This is a genomic window from Ensifer sp. BR816, from assembly GCF_000378985.1.
Classification (GTDB): domain Bacteria; phylum Pseudomonadota; class Alphaproteobacteria; order Rhizobiales; family Rhizobiaceae; genus Sinorhizobium.
Window position 1 is genome coordinate 279,001 of sequence record NZ_KB905371.1, and the last position, 16,569, is coordinate 295,569.

Genomic DNA, 16,569 nt, shown 5'->3' on the forward strand with positions numbered 1-16,569 from the left:
TAGATGCACGCGACCGCCAATTCCGGCGCCTGCGCATCCTTATCCTGCGGTTCGTCCGCCACGTCGGACTGCGTGCATTTCGCCTGCGTCTTTATATGCACTGTCCTCAATCTACGCGGCGTCCTCTTCCAGCTCTCGGCGGGGGCGGGAGCGTGGTGAGCGCCCGTTCGGTCCCGCCTTGCTCACCATGGCTGCCCCCCTTGGCGCGATTGCCTCGCCGACAATGAGAGAGGACCTGCGCCGTCGGGCCCGCCCAGGGCAATTCCCATGATGAGGTTAGGTGTGCATTCTGAGGTCGCCCGGCTGCGAGAAGTGCTGGTGCACCGGCCAGACCCTAGCCTCCGCCGCCTCACGCCGGGGAACTGTAAGGACCTTCTTTTTGACGACGTACTTTGGGTGGAGCGCGCCGGACAAGAGCACGACATGTTCGTGGAGGCCCTGCGCGACCTTGGCGTGTTGGTTCACTCGTTTGACCCTGCAACGATGGCGTTGCCGGAAGCGCGACGTTGGCTACTCGACCGGCGTGTGAGTCCTTCCGCTGTCGGGCAAGACATGGTCGATGAAATGCGGGGCTGGCTCGAGGAGATTTCTCCTGATCAACTCGCGGCCTGTCTGGTGAGCGGGATTTTGGCTGCGGAAATCCCGTTCGAACCGCGCAGCCTGAAACGCTGGCGCCGGATGATTTCGCCCTGCCGCCATTACCGAACCAGCTTTTCACACGTGACAGCTCCTGTTGGATCTATAACGGCGTCTCTGTCAACGCCATGTATTGGCCCGCGAGACAGCCTGAAGCTGCGAATGTCGAGGCGGTCTACCGATTCCATCCCCGGTTTCGCGAGGCGAGCTTCACTTACCTGTTGCCCAATGGAACAGACCCCGCTTCAAGTCTCGAGGGCGGAGATGTGATGCCGATCGGCGGCGGTGTTGTGCTGATTGGAATGGGCGAACGAACCACACCGCGGGCAGTGGAGGCTCTGGCGCGTCGCTTGTTCACGACGGGCGAAGTGACCCGCGTCATGGCAGCGCTGATGCCGCGAGATCGCAGCTTTATGCATCTTGACACAGTCTTCACTTTTTGCGACCGCGACCTCGTGACGATCTACCCGCAGGTCGTTGAGCTGCTGCAGACGTTTTCGCTGCGACCGAGCAATGCTGAGGGTGTGCTCGATGTCACTAAGGAGACTAGAGCAACGTGCATTCATGTGTGTTCATATCCTGCTGCTTTGAAGTAGTTTCTGCACTCGGTTGTTGAGAAGAGGGAGCAGATGTCGCCGATTGCTTGCCAGAGGCCGTCGATGGTGCGGACGGCGCGAGCTCGCAGGTGTGCCTTGAGCTTTGCGAATGCCATTTCGATCGGGTTGAGATCGGGGCTGTAGATGGGGTATTCGGCTTAGCGCCTCTCTTCAAGGCTTCGTGTGGTAGAGGCGCTGCGCTTCGAGTTGATGATAGACGTGGTCTGTTGAGAACAGCCACAAGCATCAGGAAAGGAAGCGCAGCATGAAGTATTATGCCGGGTTGGACGTTTCGGTGAAAGAGACGTCAGTATGCATCATCGACGAAGTCGGCAAGATTTGCCGTGAAGTGAAAGTCCCAAGCCACCCGGATGACCTTATCCGGGTCCTGCAGGACCCAGCCTGGCAGCTGACGCGCGTAGGGCTTGAGGCTGGACCACTGTCGCAATGGCTGTTCAGCGGACTGGCGGAAGCCGGCTTGCCGACGATCTGCATTGAGACCCGGCACACGAAGGCGTTTCTCAAGGCGCAGGTCAACAAGAGCGACCGCAATGATGCCCGCGGCATTGCGCAGATGATGCGGGTCAATCTGTTCCGGCCGGTGCACGTCAAGACGCTGACGAGCCAGAAGCGCCGTGTCCTTTTGAGCGCCCGCAAGTTGCTCCAGGAGAAAGCGGTCGCCTTCGAGAATGACATCCGCGGTTTGTTGCGCAACTTTGGACTCAAGGTCGGCGCCGTCGGTGCAGTCAAGTTTGAAGAACGAATTCGCGAACTCGTCGAGGACGTGCCCGAGATCCGCGACATCATCGAGCCGTTGCTGGCCGCCCGGCGGAAACTGCGCGAAGAGTTCGTGAAACTCCACCGGAAGCTGCTGTCGATCGTCCGGGGTGACGAGGTCTGCCAGCGCTTGATGACGATCCCCGGCGTGGGACCTGTCGTCTCTCTGGCCTTCAGGGCCACAATCGATGTTCCGGCCCGCTTCAGCAACTCGAAAGCTGTTGGTCCAGCATTGGGTCTGACGCCGGTACTCAATCAGTCTGGCGAAAGTCGTCGCGTCGGCCGCGTCTCACTCTGCGGCGACGGCATGATGCGCACGCTCCTCTATGAAGCCGCCCAATGCCTGCTGACGCGTGTGACGAAATGGTCCTGGTTGAAAGCCTGGGCAATGAATGTCGCCAAACGACGGGGTTGTCAGAAAGCCGTCGTCGCGTTGTCTCGGCGACTGGCAGTGATCATGCATCGCATGTGGAGCAATGGGACCGAATTCCGCTGGACGAGGGAAAGTCTGCCGGCAGTTGCTTGAACGATATTGGGCAAGGAGTTTAGCATTCCGCCAGCCGGCGGAAGGACGTCCTTCGCGGGACGATGGATGAGATGAGTTCGTTGCCGCCCTGGTTCCGACCGCACATTGCGATCAGGACGCGCTGTAGATTGTTCCGTCTTGTCCTTCTAACCCCATATTGGGAGGGCCGAGGCGCGCCGATCCCGGAGAGAAGCAAGAGCCCGCGAAAGACATCAGAAGTCGGCAGAGTAGATTGCTCGAAAGTGCTTGACCTCAACACGCCGAATAGAGAAGGGCGGCAGGAACAACATCCATGCACCCCGCGCCCGGATGGCCGCTTCGGCCCTCGGGCTCTTGTGGGCGGCGAGATTGTCGAGGATGACGACATCGCCCGGTGACAGCGTCGGGGCGAGCTGGGTCTCGACATAGGTCTCGAAGATGCGCCGGTTCATCGGCCGATCGACGACGAAGGGGGCGGTCAGCCCATAACACCTGAGCCCGGCGATGAAGGTCTGTGTCTTCCAGTGCCCGAACGGCGCCTTGGAGCGCAGACGCTGGCCCTTCAGGCAGCGGCCCCGCAGACGGATCATCTTTGTCGTTGTGCCGGTCTCATCGAGGAAGACGAGCCTGTGCGGTTCAAGCCGCATCCTCGGCTGGCGCTTCGCCACCCATTCTTCGCGCGCCTTTGCGATGTCCGGTCGATCCTGTTCGCTGGCCAGCAGCGTTTTTTTTGAAGCGATAGCCGTTGCGGATCAGCCAGCGCGAGATCGACGAGGGCGCCACCACCGTGCCGCGCTCGGCCAGTTCAGCGGCAAGCTCGGGCATGGTGATGTCGTCCTTCTCGCGCACGCGTCGCATCAGGAAATCCCGGTGCGGATCAAGCTTGGAATAGCGCCAGCCGCCTTCCGGCTTCGGGGCCAGGCTGCCGGTTGCACGCCAGACCGCCATCAGCTTCACCACGAAGGAAACCGAGACACCAAACTGGGCGGCCGCCGCATGTCGCGACCGACCACCATCAACAAATCGCGCTATCCGCTCGCGCAGATCAAGGGAATAGGCCTTGGTCATCGCAAATCACCTCCACCCGAAGTGAATCACGAAATCGCCGAAACCGGAATCCCCGGCGATTCAGTCAGAACATCCGCCGCTCTAGACCTTTCTTATCAGTAGTGGCCGAGGCGCTGGGGTTGAAAGCTCTCCGTACTGTCGCGACCGGTGGTGATAGCTTCGCGGCCGAGCGGGAGCAATGGGACGCCGCTAATAATGTGATCGCCGTCGAGCCGGGCGTTGTGATTGCTTACGAGCGAAACGTATACACGAACACGCTGTTGAGGCGCGCCGGCGTGGAGGTGATCACGGTCGACGGTGCGGCACTCAGCCGTGGCCGTGGAGGCGGACACTGTATGACTTGCCCACTGGTGCGCGATCCGATCTGACCAAAGGCACTATGACACGACCCGCGAGGCACAGCAAAGACCATTCGCAATCTCGGCGATTTCAGCTCAATGTCGTCTCCTGCGTCCACGCAAGCGGCCGTGGAACGAGCAGGCATATTACTCCTGCACCATCGACAAGCCCGCCAACTCAATCGGTCCGCTATCAATACGATCGGCGGCGATTGCCTCGGGAAGACCGAAATGCACAAGTATATTCTGATGCGCCGCACTATCCGCCGCAGAGCGCCACGTCTACGGAAGCGCGAAAAATGTAACTGCAACCCTGGAGAGTCGTGATCGGAACCGCGCCGGATCGGCGACATACGACAACCCACCCTGTTCGACGCGTAGGCTTCGCGATCGAGGTGGCACGCGAGAGCGACTTTCCGGAACGGATTTCTGCCAGTCGATATGATCGCCGACCAAGGACCCGCTCGACGACATGTTCCAACGCGCACGCTAACCCGATCGGAGGCCTCCCCATGTCAGCACGTTTAGAATTCTCGGTTCAGGCCCCTTCCGCGGTGGTTATGGTCCGTCCGCATCATTTCTCGGTCAATACTGAGACTGCGGCAGCAACGCTCCGGATTCAGTGTTTGCGAACAACTGGTTTTCAACCCACGCTGGCGGTTGCGTGGCGATCTATCCGATGAAAGCCTTAAGCCGCCGGCGTGAGCGCCGGACCGATATTATTGACATGTTGAAGACCCGATATAGAGTACGGGAGGTAATCGACTATTCTGGTCTTGAGCCGGATGGGCTCTTCTTGGAAGGTACAGGTTCGATGGTGATCGATCATATCGATCGGGTTGCCTATGCCGTAAGATCCGAGCGCACCCATCCAATTGCACTTGAAAGGTTTTGTACCCAGTTCAGTTTTGAGCCAATGGTGTTCTCGGCGAAGGACCCCAGCGGGTTCGATATCTATCATACGAACGTGCTGATGTGCGTCGGGACCGATTTCGTCATGATCGGGCTCGACATGATTACTAACCCAGGGAGGCGGCGCGAAATCATCAATCGCTTCGAACGCGCCGGCCGCAGGGTGATCGGGCTCACCAATACCCAGATTGAGAAGTTTGCAGGCAATGCGATTGAGCTCCTGGGCGGGAACGGGCGCATTTTGGCCCTGTCGACGACCGCCTTATTGGCATTGACGACGGATCAGATTGACATGATCGGCGAGAGCGCGCGGCTGCTGCCGCTAGCAATTCCTACGATCGAGCGGGCCGGCGGTTCCGTGCGATGCACGATCGCTGGCGTGCACCTCACGCCCCGGGATTAGAAGCAGTCCGTCCGCTACGAACATTCACAATTACGGATCTGTACCTGCAAGATTGGAAAACAGGTTTGCTGCACAAATCACAAAGTTTCAGGGAGTGCGAGAACCACCTGAATCAAATCAGACATGATGACCGCATCGGCAACGATGCGGGGGTTTTCATGAGATACTTTGCTAGAGGAGATCGTGACCAAGCAGTTCTGCTGCGTGCGATTATCGATGATTATGCGGCGATGGATGTACCGGTTTCGATGATCGACGCCTTCGTCAACCGCTGGACCTGGTCGGGGCCGGGCGGTGCCCGCGAGCATGATACCTGCCTACCGATCCACGTGATCTGCTCAGGCTCTCTGTCTACGGCTATTGTGCGCCGTGACGGCGCGGGAGGTGAACATGACTTACATTTCATCTCCCAGACTTGCTGATCTTTGACCGGCCGCTGCAATGCCGCCCCTCGTTGACGCGCAGTCAGAGCTTGGCGCCCCTGGGTCTGCTCGATCCAGACGCCGAGAATCTCCTTGGTTCCATCGGGCAGGATGCCGAGCGCCGTAGATGGGTGTGTTGCGGACGAAGCCTTCGTCCCTGATCTTGACCCGGATGGCATCGAAGAATACCAGTGGGTAGCAAATGTCGAGCGGCCGGTTCTGCCATCCGGCCACTTCGTCCGGGACGGCGTCGGTGTTGGCCGAGATCAGGTCCGGCGACACGTCGATGCCATAGAGTTCCTCCGGAGGGCCGCGGATCTTGCGCACGCTCATGGCGCGCGTATACATCGACACGATCTTGGCGTGGAAGTTGGCAAAGCGGCGCTGATACCCTTCCAGGGCAGGTCAGGCGTTTGTCCGTCGCGCAGGACGGCCCCCCATTCTTTTGTATGGACTTCCGACATTCTGTCCAACTTCGAACAAAGGAAGGGCTACGGAATTGTTTCGGCGACGCCTCGGCGCTGCAAAGCCAATGTAATGCATAGCCTTAAGTCGAATGGCGCGGCGTTTGCTCCAGATCCAAGTGGGCCCCTGAGAAAGCACGTATAAACTAGGAACGGCCGTTGCTGACACCGCGAAGCCCCATACAAGCGCCTGAGAAGACCGTCCGTATTCCCGCTGAACGTCGGGACTCGGGTCCGCTTCAGAAGTCCATGCTCGGTAGCTGCATTGCGCATGATTAACCTGAGGCGGATGCGCCATCGCGCGGCGCTCGCCGATTTGTCGCTGACCGATCTCATCCGCATGTGTGCGGAAGAAGTCCATCAAAGGACCACCGTAACAGGTCGGTATCTCCCTCGCGACCTTCTACGATGCACTGAACCTACGAAGCGGCTTTGAACGGTCAGCGCGCACGTTTGCCCGTAGAAGGCTGGTAAAGGTCAAACTTCTGTCGGAGTGGGGTGGTTGCGGTGGAGCGCTACAGGCGTTCCCCACAGTGGACAGATCGGGAAGAAGTATGTGGGGATCCGAGTAGGGGGCTACCGTTTCATTTGGAATCAGCGCCATACAGATGGCGTCGTAGCTAAACCAGCCGCCACAGCAAAACGGACCGAGACGTAAGATTTGACGCGGAGGCCAGGTCGCCTCCGGTCTCGCGCAAATCACACGCATCAACACTTCAAACTGTTAATTGATGTAAGTGAAGTGTCATATGCTAAAAGGCAATTCACAATCATTTAACAAATACGAAAAGAGGAATTATTATTAATAATGAGATTGTATGCTACAAGAGCATTCGCAGCGTGGAGTTCGTTTTTCTCTCCACCCGTCCGAAGGAGCAGAGTTTCGCATAATATGCCCTTCGTAGGATGAAGAAAGAAGCGCGGTATCGTGCAATTAACTGGGCAGAGAAACGCGTGATGGTTTTGCAAAAGTTTTATCTGCACGACGAACGATACTTACAAATTCGCTCGCCGCACTGCTCATCTCGGGTCACCCTATTTCGACTGGACGCGCTCTCGGCAGATTCCTGAATTGCCTCCTTGAGGCATCAAAGGCGCGCGAAAGAGCGTGACTTGAGCCTTGAAACCCTAAATTTCTCCCAATCCAAGGTTGGTAGCCTTCATTCGCAGGAGCTTAATATACATGATGATAATGTCTTTAAAACCGGGGCATGATGGCGCGATTGCAGCACTGGATGCATCATCAGCGGAGCTCGTCTATTCATATGAGGCTGAGAAGGATAGCTTTCCCAGATATTCGCCCCTCACCCCAACTACGTTCCTCGATGCCGCTGGCTGCCTCGACGCCATCCCAGATGTAATCGCTATCGGTGGGTGGTCGAAGACGGGATTCGCGCACGGCAGTCCTGTCGCCACAGGCTACCGCGGGATAGCCGCAGGGTCGGAGGTTGTCGGCGAGAAGACGATCTTCGGCACGAGGGTGCACTTCTATTCCTCCACGCACGAGCGCTCCCATCTCTGGGGCTCCTACGGTATGTCGCCATTCCCCACCGGAATGCCCTGTTATGCACTGATCTGGGAAGGGGTGCTCGCAGATTTCTACGAAATCGGTGAGCGCCTGCAGGTTGCGCATTTGGGAAAAGTGATGGCGACCCCTGGCAACAAATATGCTTTCCTTTATGCGCTTGCCGATCCGAAATTCACCTTGCCCAAAGGACAATTGCGCGACGAAGACCCCGGCAAGCTAATGGCGCTTTGCGCCTATGGGCAGCCCGGATCGCCTGACCGGGACGAGCAGGCGCTGATCGAGTTCCTGCTTCCGCGCGACAGTATTCTGCTCTCGCTGAGCAAGGAGGATCTGCGGGATTCTCCCTACTACAACATTGGCGTAACCCATCAGAAGTTCACCAACCTCGCCAGGCGCGTTTCGGACGCCATCTTCGATTCCTTCCACACCTTTGCGAAGAAGAACTTGACAAAGGGGTTCCCGCTGCTGATTGCCGGCGGGTGCGGGTTGAATTGCGAGTGGAACCGCCGATGGATCGAAACAAACCTTTTCCCGGAAGTTTTCATTCCGCCGTGCACAAATGATTCAGGCTCAGCGATAGGGACCGCAGTCGACGCGATGCGGCATTTCACCGGCAATGCCAAAATCAAATGGAACGTCTATTCAGGTCAGCCTTTCGTTCTTGACGAGATCGACCGAACCGAACTCGAGGTCCATCCACTGGAATACGGCCAAGTGGCCTCGGCCTTGCTCAGCGACAAGGTGATCGGCTGGGTACAGGGGAATTGCGAAATCGGGCCGCGGGCGCTCGGCAACCGCTCAATTCTCGCGGCGCCTTTCTCAAACGCAACCCACGAGCGCTTAAATCGCATCAAAAACCGGGAGGGTTTCCGCCCGATCGCGCCGGTTTGCCTGGAGCAGGATGTTGCGCTCCACTTCGACTTAGCACGCCCGTCGCCCTACATGCTTCTTTTCCAGAAGGTTCTCGATAGCCGGTTGAAGGCGGTCACGCATGTCGATGGAACAGCGCGGGCACAGACCGTTTCTCGCGAACAGAACCCGCGTCTCTTTCAACTGCTTACCTCGTTCAAGGCAAAAAGCGGGGTTGGTGTTCTTTGCAACACATCGCTAAACTTCAATGGCACCGGCTTCATTAATCGTGCAAGCGATTTGCTGACCTATGCCCGGGCCACCGGTCTCGACGGATTTGTTATCAATGATGCTTTTTATCTCTTCAAGGGGACACCCCCCACGGCGCCGAACCGACAGAAAGAGATTGTGTAGCGGAGGAGAACGTATCCGTCCGCCAGTGCTCCCAACCCTTCTTGCGTGGGCCCTTAGTTTACGCCGTGAACTCATAAATCGGCGACGTGCGGCAGCATGCAAACCGGCGCTCACGAAGAGCGCCGGGAGTCCTGTCAGATCTGGGCCTAGCCATCGTCGACCGCACAATTCGCTGCCTGTCACGCAGGTGGATTCATCGGAGGCGAAAAACAGGACGGCTCTTGCGATCTCATCAAGGTACCGCTGCGGTGCATTGGGATTATGGGAAACGGCTCTCTGCCACCGCTACCCCCCCGGAAATCACCGCGTCAGGGCCTAGCCATCGCCACCGTGGACGCTATTTTCGAGGCGACCATTCAGGTTTTGTTGAGCGATGGTCTGATTCGCCTGAACACCGCGCGCGTGGCGCGCCGTGCAGGCGTTTCGGTAGGGACACTGTACCAGTATTTCCCGAACAAGCAGGCCTTGCTCTTCGCGGTGCTGGAGCGACACCTCGCGATGCTGGCAGGCGCCATAGAGAAAGCGTGTGTCGAAAACCCATGCGCTACGAAAGAGATGATCGCCGAGACCGTTGTGAAGGCCTATTTCAGGCGAAGATGGCGCAAGCCCAGGTCTCCCCCGCCCTCTATCGCATCGCCATGGAACTCGACGCCCGCGAGTTGATCGAGTTGGCGGCTCGGCGGAGTGCAAGGGCAATCGAGGCGATGCTGTCCACCATCGGCGATGGCCGTTTCGCCAATCCGAGCTTGGTCGCTCAGACCCTGACTGCTGCGCTTTACGGAACGCTTCCGGCCTTTTGCCACCGGGTTTTGATCCCCCGCTGATGGTACCGAGGCCGAAAGACAGCTCACTATTATATTTCGCTCTCATCTCGCCGCCCACCAGAGCGGCATACCGGAAGCCAAGTGTTAGAGTACGAACCCGAAAACGGAGTTGAGGGCTGAAGTCTGGCGTCTTTCAGCCGCCTCAGGAGGGGAAAAAATGACGCGTCGACGGTACGAAGGGTCTCTCCTGCGGTCTGCATCGTGTCGAGAGGCTCATGCGCGAGAACGAACTGCGGGCTCGCCCGCGCCGCTGTGGGCTGCCGAAGGATTGGGCGTGCGAGCGGCGGCGTCAGACAATCTCCTCGACCGCGCCTTCGAGGCTTCGGCCCCGAACCAGAAATGGGTGGCCGACTTCACCTACATCTGGACCGCCGAAGGATGGCTCTACGTTGCGGCTGTCGTCGACCTGTTCTGGCGACCGGTCGCCTGTCGGAAGGACGGCGGAGTTACGTCGGCTTTCGTACATTTGTGTCATCATCATGCACCGCTATAGCCAACCGAAGCAGCAGGGCTATGCTACCGTTTTCAGAGACTTATTCGTTTGGCACGGCACATGCTTGGCTGTCTGCAACGGTGCCAAGAAGCGTGGTGGTGATGGCAATTAGGGGTAAAAAATGGATTTAGGGCTTGACGGCAAGGTGGCGATGGTCGCGGCCGCCTCCAGCGGCTTAGGTTTCGCCACAGCTGGGGAGTTAGCGAACGAAGGCTGCCGCCTGTCCATCTGTGGGCGGGATCCGCGGCGGCTAGAAAGAGCGGCGGATCGGTTGCGCAGCACAGGCGCGGAAGTGCTGGCGCGCGCGACCGATGTAACTGACTGCGCGGATGTAGCAGCTTGGGTTGCCAAGACAGCAGAGCATTTTCGGTGTATCGACATCTTGGTGACGAATTGCGGCGGCGTTGCTGCCGGGCCACCCTCGACCATGACGCCCAAGGATTTTGACGATGCGTTTGACCGAGTGCTTTTACCTTCGATAAATCTAGTTTCGGCGGCCTTGCCGTATCTGCGCCGCTCGCGGGCGGGGCGAATATTAATGCTCGCTTCCGAGACTATTGTACGGACCCCGGTACATTTCGCGCTGTCGGGTGTCGCACGAGCAGGGCTAGTGCCCTACTGCCACACGCTCGTACAAGAATTGTCGGGGGAGAGCATCACCGTAAACGTGCTCGCTCCTGGAGCACACAGCACCGCGATTCACGAAGCCAATCGCCTCGGCGACCACGCAGAAGCCATCCGTGCGCTCGAAGATAGGACCCCGGCCCGACGCCTTGGCGATCCCCCGGAATTCGCAGCAGTTGCTGCATTCTTGGCCAGCGCCCGCGCGGCCTATGTCAGCGGCGCCCTGATCGTCATCGATGGTGGGCTAAGTGCAACCGTCTGAACAATTCGTCGCACCAGGAGCCGTCGCATGAACGAAGCCCACGCAAACAGAACCGTCATCGATCTCGGCCGGTCAATCGCACATGCGTGTATTCGCGATCGTTTTGAGCAGGAAGTCACTCTCCCCTTTAGTCTTCTGACGCTTGAAAATTACTCCGCCAACCGGCCGACGCCGCGCCCGATAGTTCGCGATCAATTCAAAGTAGTCGATCTTTCACAGCGCGAGCCGGGTTACTGCTATGAAATGAATTCTGAAGAGGTGGTTGACGCAGTTGAGGGAGTCGACGCGCTTCCTGAGTTCCAACGCGCCTTTGGTTATGCCGAACCGGTTAATCTCTATCCCACATGCGCCTGGATTGGCGCGCACGAGGCGATGTTGAGCGATACGGGAGCGCTACCTTCATTTGTTGCCACACGGCTGGTGCCGCGGCCCTTTACAGCTGAGAACCACTCCCTTCTGAGCAGGCCTCATGGACTCCTCAACATGCCCAGCATTACTAACGTGGAGCGGGTCTCGAGGCATCCGCGTATCTGCGCTCTCGAGGCCTTCAACACGGTGGAGCAAGGGGCGGCCGGGGGAGGTATGCTCCTCAAACCTCGCGATTGCAGGACACTGGTGCAGACCTCGGATACTGTCCGAAAGCTTGAATTAAGTGGAACTCGCATCACTCGTACTCGGCTTGCGCCCGGAAACCAAGGCATTGAGGGCGAGTTTGACCTTGGCACGCGTCTTTTCGAGGCAGCTTGCGCCACGGTGAAGATTGGAGAAGCCGGCAAAGCGACGGATGGAAACCGAATTTACCGGATTGAAGCTTCATTCAAGGAGCGCCTTGTGAAGCTGTCGATTGCAGTTGTGAAGTTCGAAATCCGCCTGATTGGGACAACGGAGGAGCATCGCAATGTCTTCTTCTACTATGGTGTGCTCATGGCGGGTGGCGCGGTCATCGCGCTTCAAAACAATGCGTTCATGCTACAATTGGCGGCAGTTTGCTTCGGTCTGACCTTCTATGCAGTCTATGGCTTGATTCCAGCCGCCATCAGCAAGGCCATGCCTGAAAACGCCACGAGCATATTCGCGATCGCCACTGTCTTGCTAGGGTTCGGCACAACCTTTGGGAAATTCACGGGCGGACTATCTTCAAAACAGCGTCGGTCCTTTCCAAGGTATTTACCTTGGTGTCGGGGCATTGCCGCTCTTGCGATTTGCATCATGCTGATCTTGCCTGCTGAACGCTGACCTTGACCTGAACTAAAGCGAAAATCATAGCTGGAGTGGGTAAACTATCATGCCTGATACAACTCGTAATTCTGCAGTTGGTGCAGAGGGATACCAGGAGCTCTTCGGAATTGATGGCAAGGTAGTCTGCATTTCAGGCTCAAGCCGCGGCCTAGGGAAGTCGCTCGCCACCTGCTTTGGACGGTTGGGTGCGAAGGTTGTCCTTTCCTCGCACAATATCGAAGAGCTGGCCGAAGCAGAGGCCGAACTTGCGGGCCAAGGAATCAACGTGACAGCAATCCGCGCTGATGTACGGTCGCACGACGATTGCAAGGCACTGATCAGTGGCACGGTCGACTGGTTTGGGCAGATCGATGTGATGGTCTGCAACGCAGGTATTGACATCATTAAGCCAGCGCATTCATATGAAGAGCCGGAATGGGACGAAGTTGTCGATACCAATCTACGTGGCTACTACTATTGTGCCAAGTTTGCCGCCCAAGCAATGCTGGATCAAGGCGGCGGAAGCATCATCATGACTTCCTCGGTCGCCAGTTCGCTCGGCATACCGGGCCTGACTGTCTATGCTGCAAGTAAGGGTGGCGTCAATCAACTAACGCGCACAATGGCGGTAGAATGGGCCAATAAGGATATTCGTGTAAACGCCGTCGCACCTGGATTCATCAACAACTTCATGGATGGGGTGCATCCTAATCTCGATAGCCCTTATCAGCGCCGCGCAATGGAACTCACTCCGATGCGACGCCGCGGCAATTTGTCCGAGTATTTCGGGCCTTACATTTTCCTCGCCAGCCCAGCCGCATCGTTCGTAACAGGCGAGATTCTCTATGTCGATGGGGGCTACGCCGCGAGCTGATGCAGGAGGAGGCTGGGCATGTTAAGCACAATACCAGATGAAGTGAACTTCCTAGACTGCACCTTGCGCGACGGTGGCTATTACACAGGTTGGGATTTCGCGCCGGAACTGGTGTCGGACTATGTTGCTACCATCAACACTCTCCCAGTGCGCATGGTCGAGTTAGGGCTCGCCGGAAAGCCTGAGAGCCACGGATATTTCGCCAGTGTGACGAGTTCTAAGGCCGAACAGGTGGCTGCTGGTCTTCTGGTCAAGGCATGCGTGATGATCGATGCCAAGGATGTGCTTGCGAGCGAACTGCCTATACCCCTTGCCGTGATCCGCCTGACAGAAGGACTAGTGCCAGGGCATATCACGACCGTCCGCGTGGCGGCGCATTACAGCAACTTGGCTGCCTGCCGGAACATTTGCGCTGAGTTGTCTCACAGGGGCTTCCGAGTGTTTTTGAATCTCATGCAGATCGATGCAGCAAATGCTGCAGAAGTTGAGATGTGCCTGAAAGAGGTAACACAAATCGACAACATCGACGTGCTTTATATTGCCGATTCCTTTGGCTCTATGAAGCCGACTCGCGTTCAAGAATTTGTTGGCCGATTTGCGGGTCGAATTGAGCCTGACATTGGATTCCACGGCCATGACAACCGCGGATTTGCATTGGTCAATTCAGTGGCCGCCGCGATGGCGGGAGCTACCTGGATAGACTGCACCATGGGCGGCATGGGCCGCGGGGCAGGAAATACAGCTAGTGAGCAACTCTTACCGCTTCTCGCTCACCTCGAAACATCCAAGGAACGGGTGCTCCTCGAGCACGTCCTGCGTCACTTTGAACCGCTTCGCAAACAATATGGGTGGGGCAGCAGCGCGGCATATCAATTCGCGGGCTCAAACTTTATCCATCCGTCCTATGTTCAAAAGCTACGTGAAGGCGGGGCATTGGCTGACGCGGCGATTATCAGGCGCCTTTCGGACCTCCGCGCCGATGAACGGATGAGTTTCGCCAATGAAAAACTATCGGCGCTGATGGCCCAGGACATCGCCTGATCGAAGATATCTCTGTTTCGGTGCCCTTTTTTCCCAATTTGGAGGAAGCCATGGCTCTACCAAATGCGGTTGTGAAACCATCGGTCCTCCCGTCCGATCCGCGGTTTTCATCAGGCCCTTGCCGTAAACATCCCGGTTGGAGCGTGCACCCAACTATGCTGCGCTATGTTGGACGAAGTCACCGGAGCTCCGAGGGAACAGAAAGGCTGGGAGAGATAATCAGGCGCATGGGCTCTTTGCTAGAGCTGCCTGATAGCTGGCTCTGCGGAATCGTGCCGGGTTCGGGCACTGGGGCCTGCAGCATGGCCTTACAAAATCTACTCGGTCCGTTTCCCATCGAGACATTCTTGTCAGACAGCTTCTCGCAGTATTGGGCAAATGAGATCGATACGTTGGGGCTTGCCCCCCAAAAGCGGCACATTTGTGCTTACGGCGATTTTCCGAAAACTAGCAGGACCGACCCCAATCACGACATCGTTCTGGTGCTAAACGGCACCAGCAGCGGCGTTTGTCCACCGGATCTTGACTGGATTGTTCCTGACCGTGCCGGGCTTGTGATCGCAGATGCCGTCTCGGCAGCTTTTACGAGGCACATCGACTTCGATCGGATCGATGTTCTATGCTGGTCATGGCAGAAGGCGCTTGGCGGCGAAGGCGGCCATGGCATGATCGCGCTCTCGCCTCGAGCCCAGGCGCGGCTGAAAGCCGGCGGACGTAAGCCTGTAGCCAGGCTCATGAGACTACACAGCCCCGACGGATCTGTGAACCAAGCGTTCTTTGGCGGCCGGACGATCGCGACCCCCAGCATGTTCGCCGTCGAGGATATCCACTCTGCGCTCGACTGGGCCGAAGCGTGCGGCGGATTACCCGCGCTTCTGAACAGGGTTGCCAATAACTATGCTGTGATGGCCGACTGGGTGAACTCTACTCCTTGGATTGATTGGATTTGCACCAATCCGGCAGCACGCTCCAACTGTTCAATTACTCTTCGGCTTGTACGAGAGCAACTCGCTGCCGGCGAGAAAGAGGACGGTAAAATCGTTGCGGGGATGATCCGTCTACTGGAAGCCGAAGGCGCGGCTTTTGACATCTGGAGCTACGGTGACGCGCCACCGGGATTTCGGATATGGGCGGGGCCTACGGTCGAGGCGGATGATTTGGCGATTTTATGCGAGTGGCTGGCCTGGGCCTATAGCGAGACGTGCGAGGCCAGCATACCACGCGAAGCGATAGTCGTGCGTGACAGTGGGTTTGTTCAGGGCTCATATCATGACCAATGATACTCAACTGGCAGATTGCTATGATGCGATACTTTTCGACGCGACGGGGGTCCTGATCAGCGAAAATGAAGCCCTCCCCGGCGCTGCTGATATCTTGGCTCGACTCAATTTGTCCGGCCAGCCATATTACATCGTGACGAATATCAGCAGTGGATCGGATGAAACGATATTCGCACGCCTCCGCGGCGCGGGTCTTCCGATTCCGGCGGTCGACCGTATCGTGTCCGCGGGAGGTGTTGCGCGACATCGCGTACTCGAAGAGCTGGCGGCCGGGCGGCTAGTTTCCTATGTGGGCAGTGCACACGCTGCGCATGACATCTTCGGCAAGCATCCAAATCTTCATTGCGCTGACACGGCCGAGACATTCGACACACTCGTAGTGATGGATGACGAGGGTTTCGATTTTAAACGGGCTGCCGATCACATCCTGTCGACCTTTCGACGCACACTGATCGAGACGGGCGAAATGCCCCGTATGATAGCGGCAAACGCGGACGTCATTTATCCCAGCAAGAACGGCTCGCTCGTCTTTGGACCAAGTATAATAGCTCCAATGCTTCAGGCAGGACTTTCGCCCTTCGGTGCTCCTCCAATCTCAGTAGAGTTTATGGGCAAGCCAGGAAGAGCGATTTTCGAAGAGTGCATTGCTCGGGCCGGTACCGACCGTCTTTTGATGGTCGGCGATCAGGTTGATACTGATATCAAGGGCGCAAAGGCTGCCGGGCTCGACGCACTTCTCGTAACCACGGGCCTCAACAACTGCGGCGAGTTGCGTCTAGACGAGAACGGCGCTCCCGATTATGTCGCAAAGAACCTCGACCAGATTTTCGACGGCAGTTTGTTTCCACACCTTCGAACGGCGATGCATCCCAGTACAACAGATCAGGTTTGGGCAGCTTGGAGCAAGAAGCGCGGAGCGGACAAGGCTGGTCTTGGCGGCAGCGGTTGAACGCGGCAGCACGGCTACGAGGGAAGTGGCAATAATCGTTTTGACTGTTTCGGCGAAAGACTTGTGATGATGAGAGATGTGCCACGACTAAC

Annotated in this window: 15 protein-coding genes and 5 pseudogenes; 16 read left to right on the forward strand and 4 right to left on the reverse strand. The window is 57.5% G+C overall.

Features of this window, described 5'->3' with window-relative positions; genetic code table 11:
• Positions 1–423: 423 nt before the first annotated feature.
• Together RHIBR816_RS38930 and RHIBR816_RS36735 are read left to right on the forward strand one after the other, a co-directional pair.
• Positions 424–585 (forward strand): annotated as a pseudogene (locus tag RHIBR816_RS38930) (arginine deiminase); the annotation flags it as partial.
• A gap of 104 nt (positions 586–689) precedes the next feature.
• Positions 690–1,232, forward strand: coding sequence for an arginine deiminase family protein (locus RHIBR816_RS36735; RefSeq protein WP_256375061.1), 543 nt, complete (start codon positions 690–692; stop codon positions 1,230–1,232).
• Here the strand turns inward: RHIBR816_RS36735 and RHIBR816_RS37770 are convergent.
• Positions 1,199–1,381: pseudogene (locus RHIBR816_RS37770) on the reverse strand (IS630 family transposase); the annotation flags it as partial. The gene RHIBR816_RS36735 and the pseudogene RHIBR816_RS37770 sit on opposite strands and share 34 nt — an antisense overlap.
• 116 nt (positions 1,382–1,497) lie before the next feature.
• Between RHIBR816_RS37770 and RHIBR816_RS0130945 the strand changes: the two are divergent.
• Positions 1,498–2,535, forward strand: coding sequence for an IS110 family transposase (locus RHIBR816_RS0130945; RefSeq protein WP_018240468.1), 1,038 nt, complete (start codon positions 1,498–1,500; stop codon positions 2,533–2,535).
• Positions 2,536–2,747: 212 nt separating this feature from the next.
• On the opposite strand, the gene RHIBR816_RS38710 is transcribed toward RHIBR816_RS0130945, so the two are convergent.
• Positions 2,748–3,182 carry a transposase gene (locus RHIBR816_RS38710; protein WP_245262778.1) on the reverse strand — a complete coding sequence of 145 codons (435 nt, stop codon included), beginning with the start codon at positions 3,180–3,182 and terminating at the stop codon, positions 2,748–2,750.
• Positions 3,151–3,582, reverse strand: coding sequence for a hypothetical protein (locus RHIBR816_RS38715; protein WP_018240470.1), 432 nt, complete (start codon positions 3,580–3,582; stop codon positions 3,151–3,153). Before RHIBR816_RS38715 ends, RHIBR816_RS38710 begins: the two co-directional genes overlap by 32 nt.
• 5 nt (positions 3,583–3,587) lie before the next feature.
• Between RHIBR816_RS38715 and RHIBR816_RS36745 the strand changes: the two genes are divergently transcribed.
• The 3 genes and pseudogenes from RHIBR816_RS36745 (at position 3,588) to RHIBR816_RS38135 (ending at position 5,657) form a co-directional block, all read left to right on the forward strand.
• On the forward strand, positions 3,588–3,950 hold the full coding sequence (locus RHIBR816_RS36745) for an arginine deiminase family protein (RefSeq protein WP_371259079.1): 363 nt from the start codon (positions 3,588–3,590) through the stop codon (positions 3,948–3,950).
• A 482-nt stretch (positions 3,951–4,432) separates the two neighbouring features.
• Positions 4,433–5,235, forward strand: a pseudogene (locus RHIBR816_RS34890) (arginine deiminase-related protein).
• A 65-nt stretch (positions 5,236–5,300) separates the two neighbouring features.
• Complete coding sequence (locus RHIBR816_RS38135) at positions 5,301–5,657, forward strand: hypothetical protein (RefSeq protein ID WP_018240473.1); 357 nt, start codon at positions 5,301–5,303, stop codon at positions 5,655–5,657.
• Positions 5,658–5,713: 56 nt separating this feature from the next.
• Here RHIBR816_RS38135 and RHIBR816_RS38140 read toward each other — a convergent pair.
• Positions 5,714–6,047, reverse strand: a pseudogene (locus RHIBR816_RS38140) (transposase); the annotation flags it as partial.
• Between the two features lie 1,257 nt (positions 6,048–7,304).
• On the opposite strand from RHIBR816_RS38140, the gene RHIBR816_RS34895 reads away from it, so the two are divergent.
• The 10 genes and pseudogenes from RHIBR816_RS34895 to RHIBR816_RS0131020 all read left to right on the forward strand — a co-directional run bounded on the left by RHIBR816_RS34895 (position 7,305) and on the right by RHIBR816_RS0131020 (position 16,477).
• Entirely contained in the window at positions 7,305–8,912 is a 1,608-nt protein-coding gene (locus tag RHIBR816_RS34895; RefSeq protein WP_052522771.1) for a carbamoyltransferase C-terminal domain-containing protein, read from the forward strand.
• A 261-nt stretch (positions 8,913–9,173) separates the two neighbouring features.
• On the forward strand, positions 9,174–9,575 hold the full coding sequence (locus tag RHIBR816_RS38720; RefSeq protein WP_245262780.1) for a TetR/AcrR family transcriptional regulator: 402 nt from the start codon (positions 9,174–9,176) through the stop codon (positions 9,573–9,575).
• Positions 9,509–9,736 carry a hypothetical protein gene (locus RHIBR816_RS38725; RefSeq protein ID WP_245262806.1) on the forward strand — a complete coding sequence of 76 codons (228 nt, stop codon included), beginning with the start codon at positions 9,509–9,511 and terminating at the stop codon, positions 9,734–9,736. The genes RHIBR816_RS38720 and RHIBR816_RS38725 overlap by 67 nt, the downstream gene beginning before the upstream one ends.
• Before the next feature lie 176 nt (positions 9,737–9,912).
• Positions 9,913–10,160 (forward strand): annotated as a pseudogene (locus RHIBR816_RS36755) (IS3 family transposase); the annotation flags it as partial.
• Positions 10,161–10,350: 190 nt separating this feature from the next.
• Complete coding sequence (locus RHIBR816_RS0130995) at positions 10,351–11,115, forward strand: SDR family oxidoreductase (RefSeq protein WP_018240477.1); 765 nt, start codon at positions 10,351–10,353, stop codon at positions 11,113–11,115.
• Positions 11,116–11,142: 27 nt separating this feature from the next.
• Positions 11,143–12,351, forward strand: a complete 1,209-nt coding sequence (locus RHIBR816_RS0131000) for a family 3 encapsulin nanocompartment shell protein (protein WP_018240478.1) — start codon at positions 11,143–11,145, stop codon at positions 12,349–12,351.
• A 49-nt stretch (positions 12,352–12,400) separates the two neighbouring features.
• Entirely contained in the window at positions 12,401–13,207 is an 807-nt protein-coding gene (locus RHIBR816_RS0131005) for an SDR family NAD(P)-dependent oxidoreductase (protein ID WP_052522772.1), read from the forward strand.
• Positions 13,208–13,225: 18 nt separating this feature from the next.
• Positions 13,226–14,248, forward strand: coding sequence for a hypothetical protein (locus RHIBR816_RS0131010; RefSeq protein ID WP_018240480.1), 1,023 nt, complete (start codon positions 13,226–13,228; stop codon positions 14,246–14,248).
• 302 nt (positions 14,249–14,550) lie between these two features.
• Positions 14,551–15,528 carry a phosphoserine aminotransferase gene (locus tag RHIBR816_RS0131015; RefSeq protein WP_198294196.1) on the forward strand — a complete coding sequence of 326 codons (978 nt, stop codon included), beginning with the start codon at positions 14,551–14,553 and terminating at the stop codon, positions 15,526–15,528.
• Positions 15,518–16,477: an HAD-IIA family hydrolase gene (locus RHIBR816_RS0131020; RefSeq protein ID WP_018240482.1), complete on the forward strand. Its 960-nt coding sequence runs from the start codon at positions 15,518–15,520 to the stop codon at positions 16,475–16,477. The genes RHIBR816_RS0131015 and RHIBR816_RS0131020 overlap by 11 nt, the downstream gene beginning before the upstream one ends.
• Positions 16,478–16,569 lie beyond the last annotated feature (92 nt).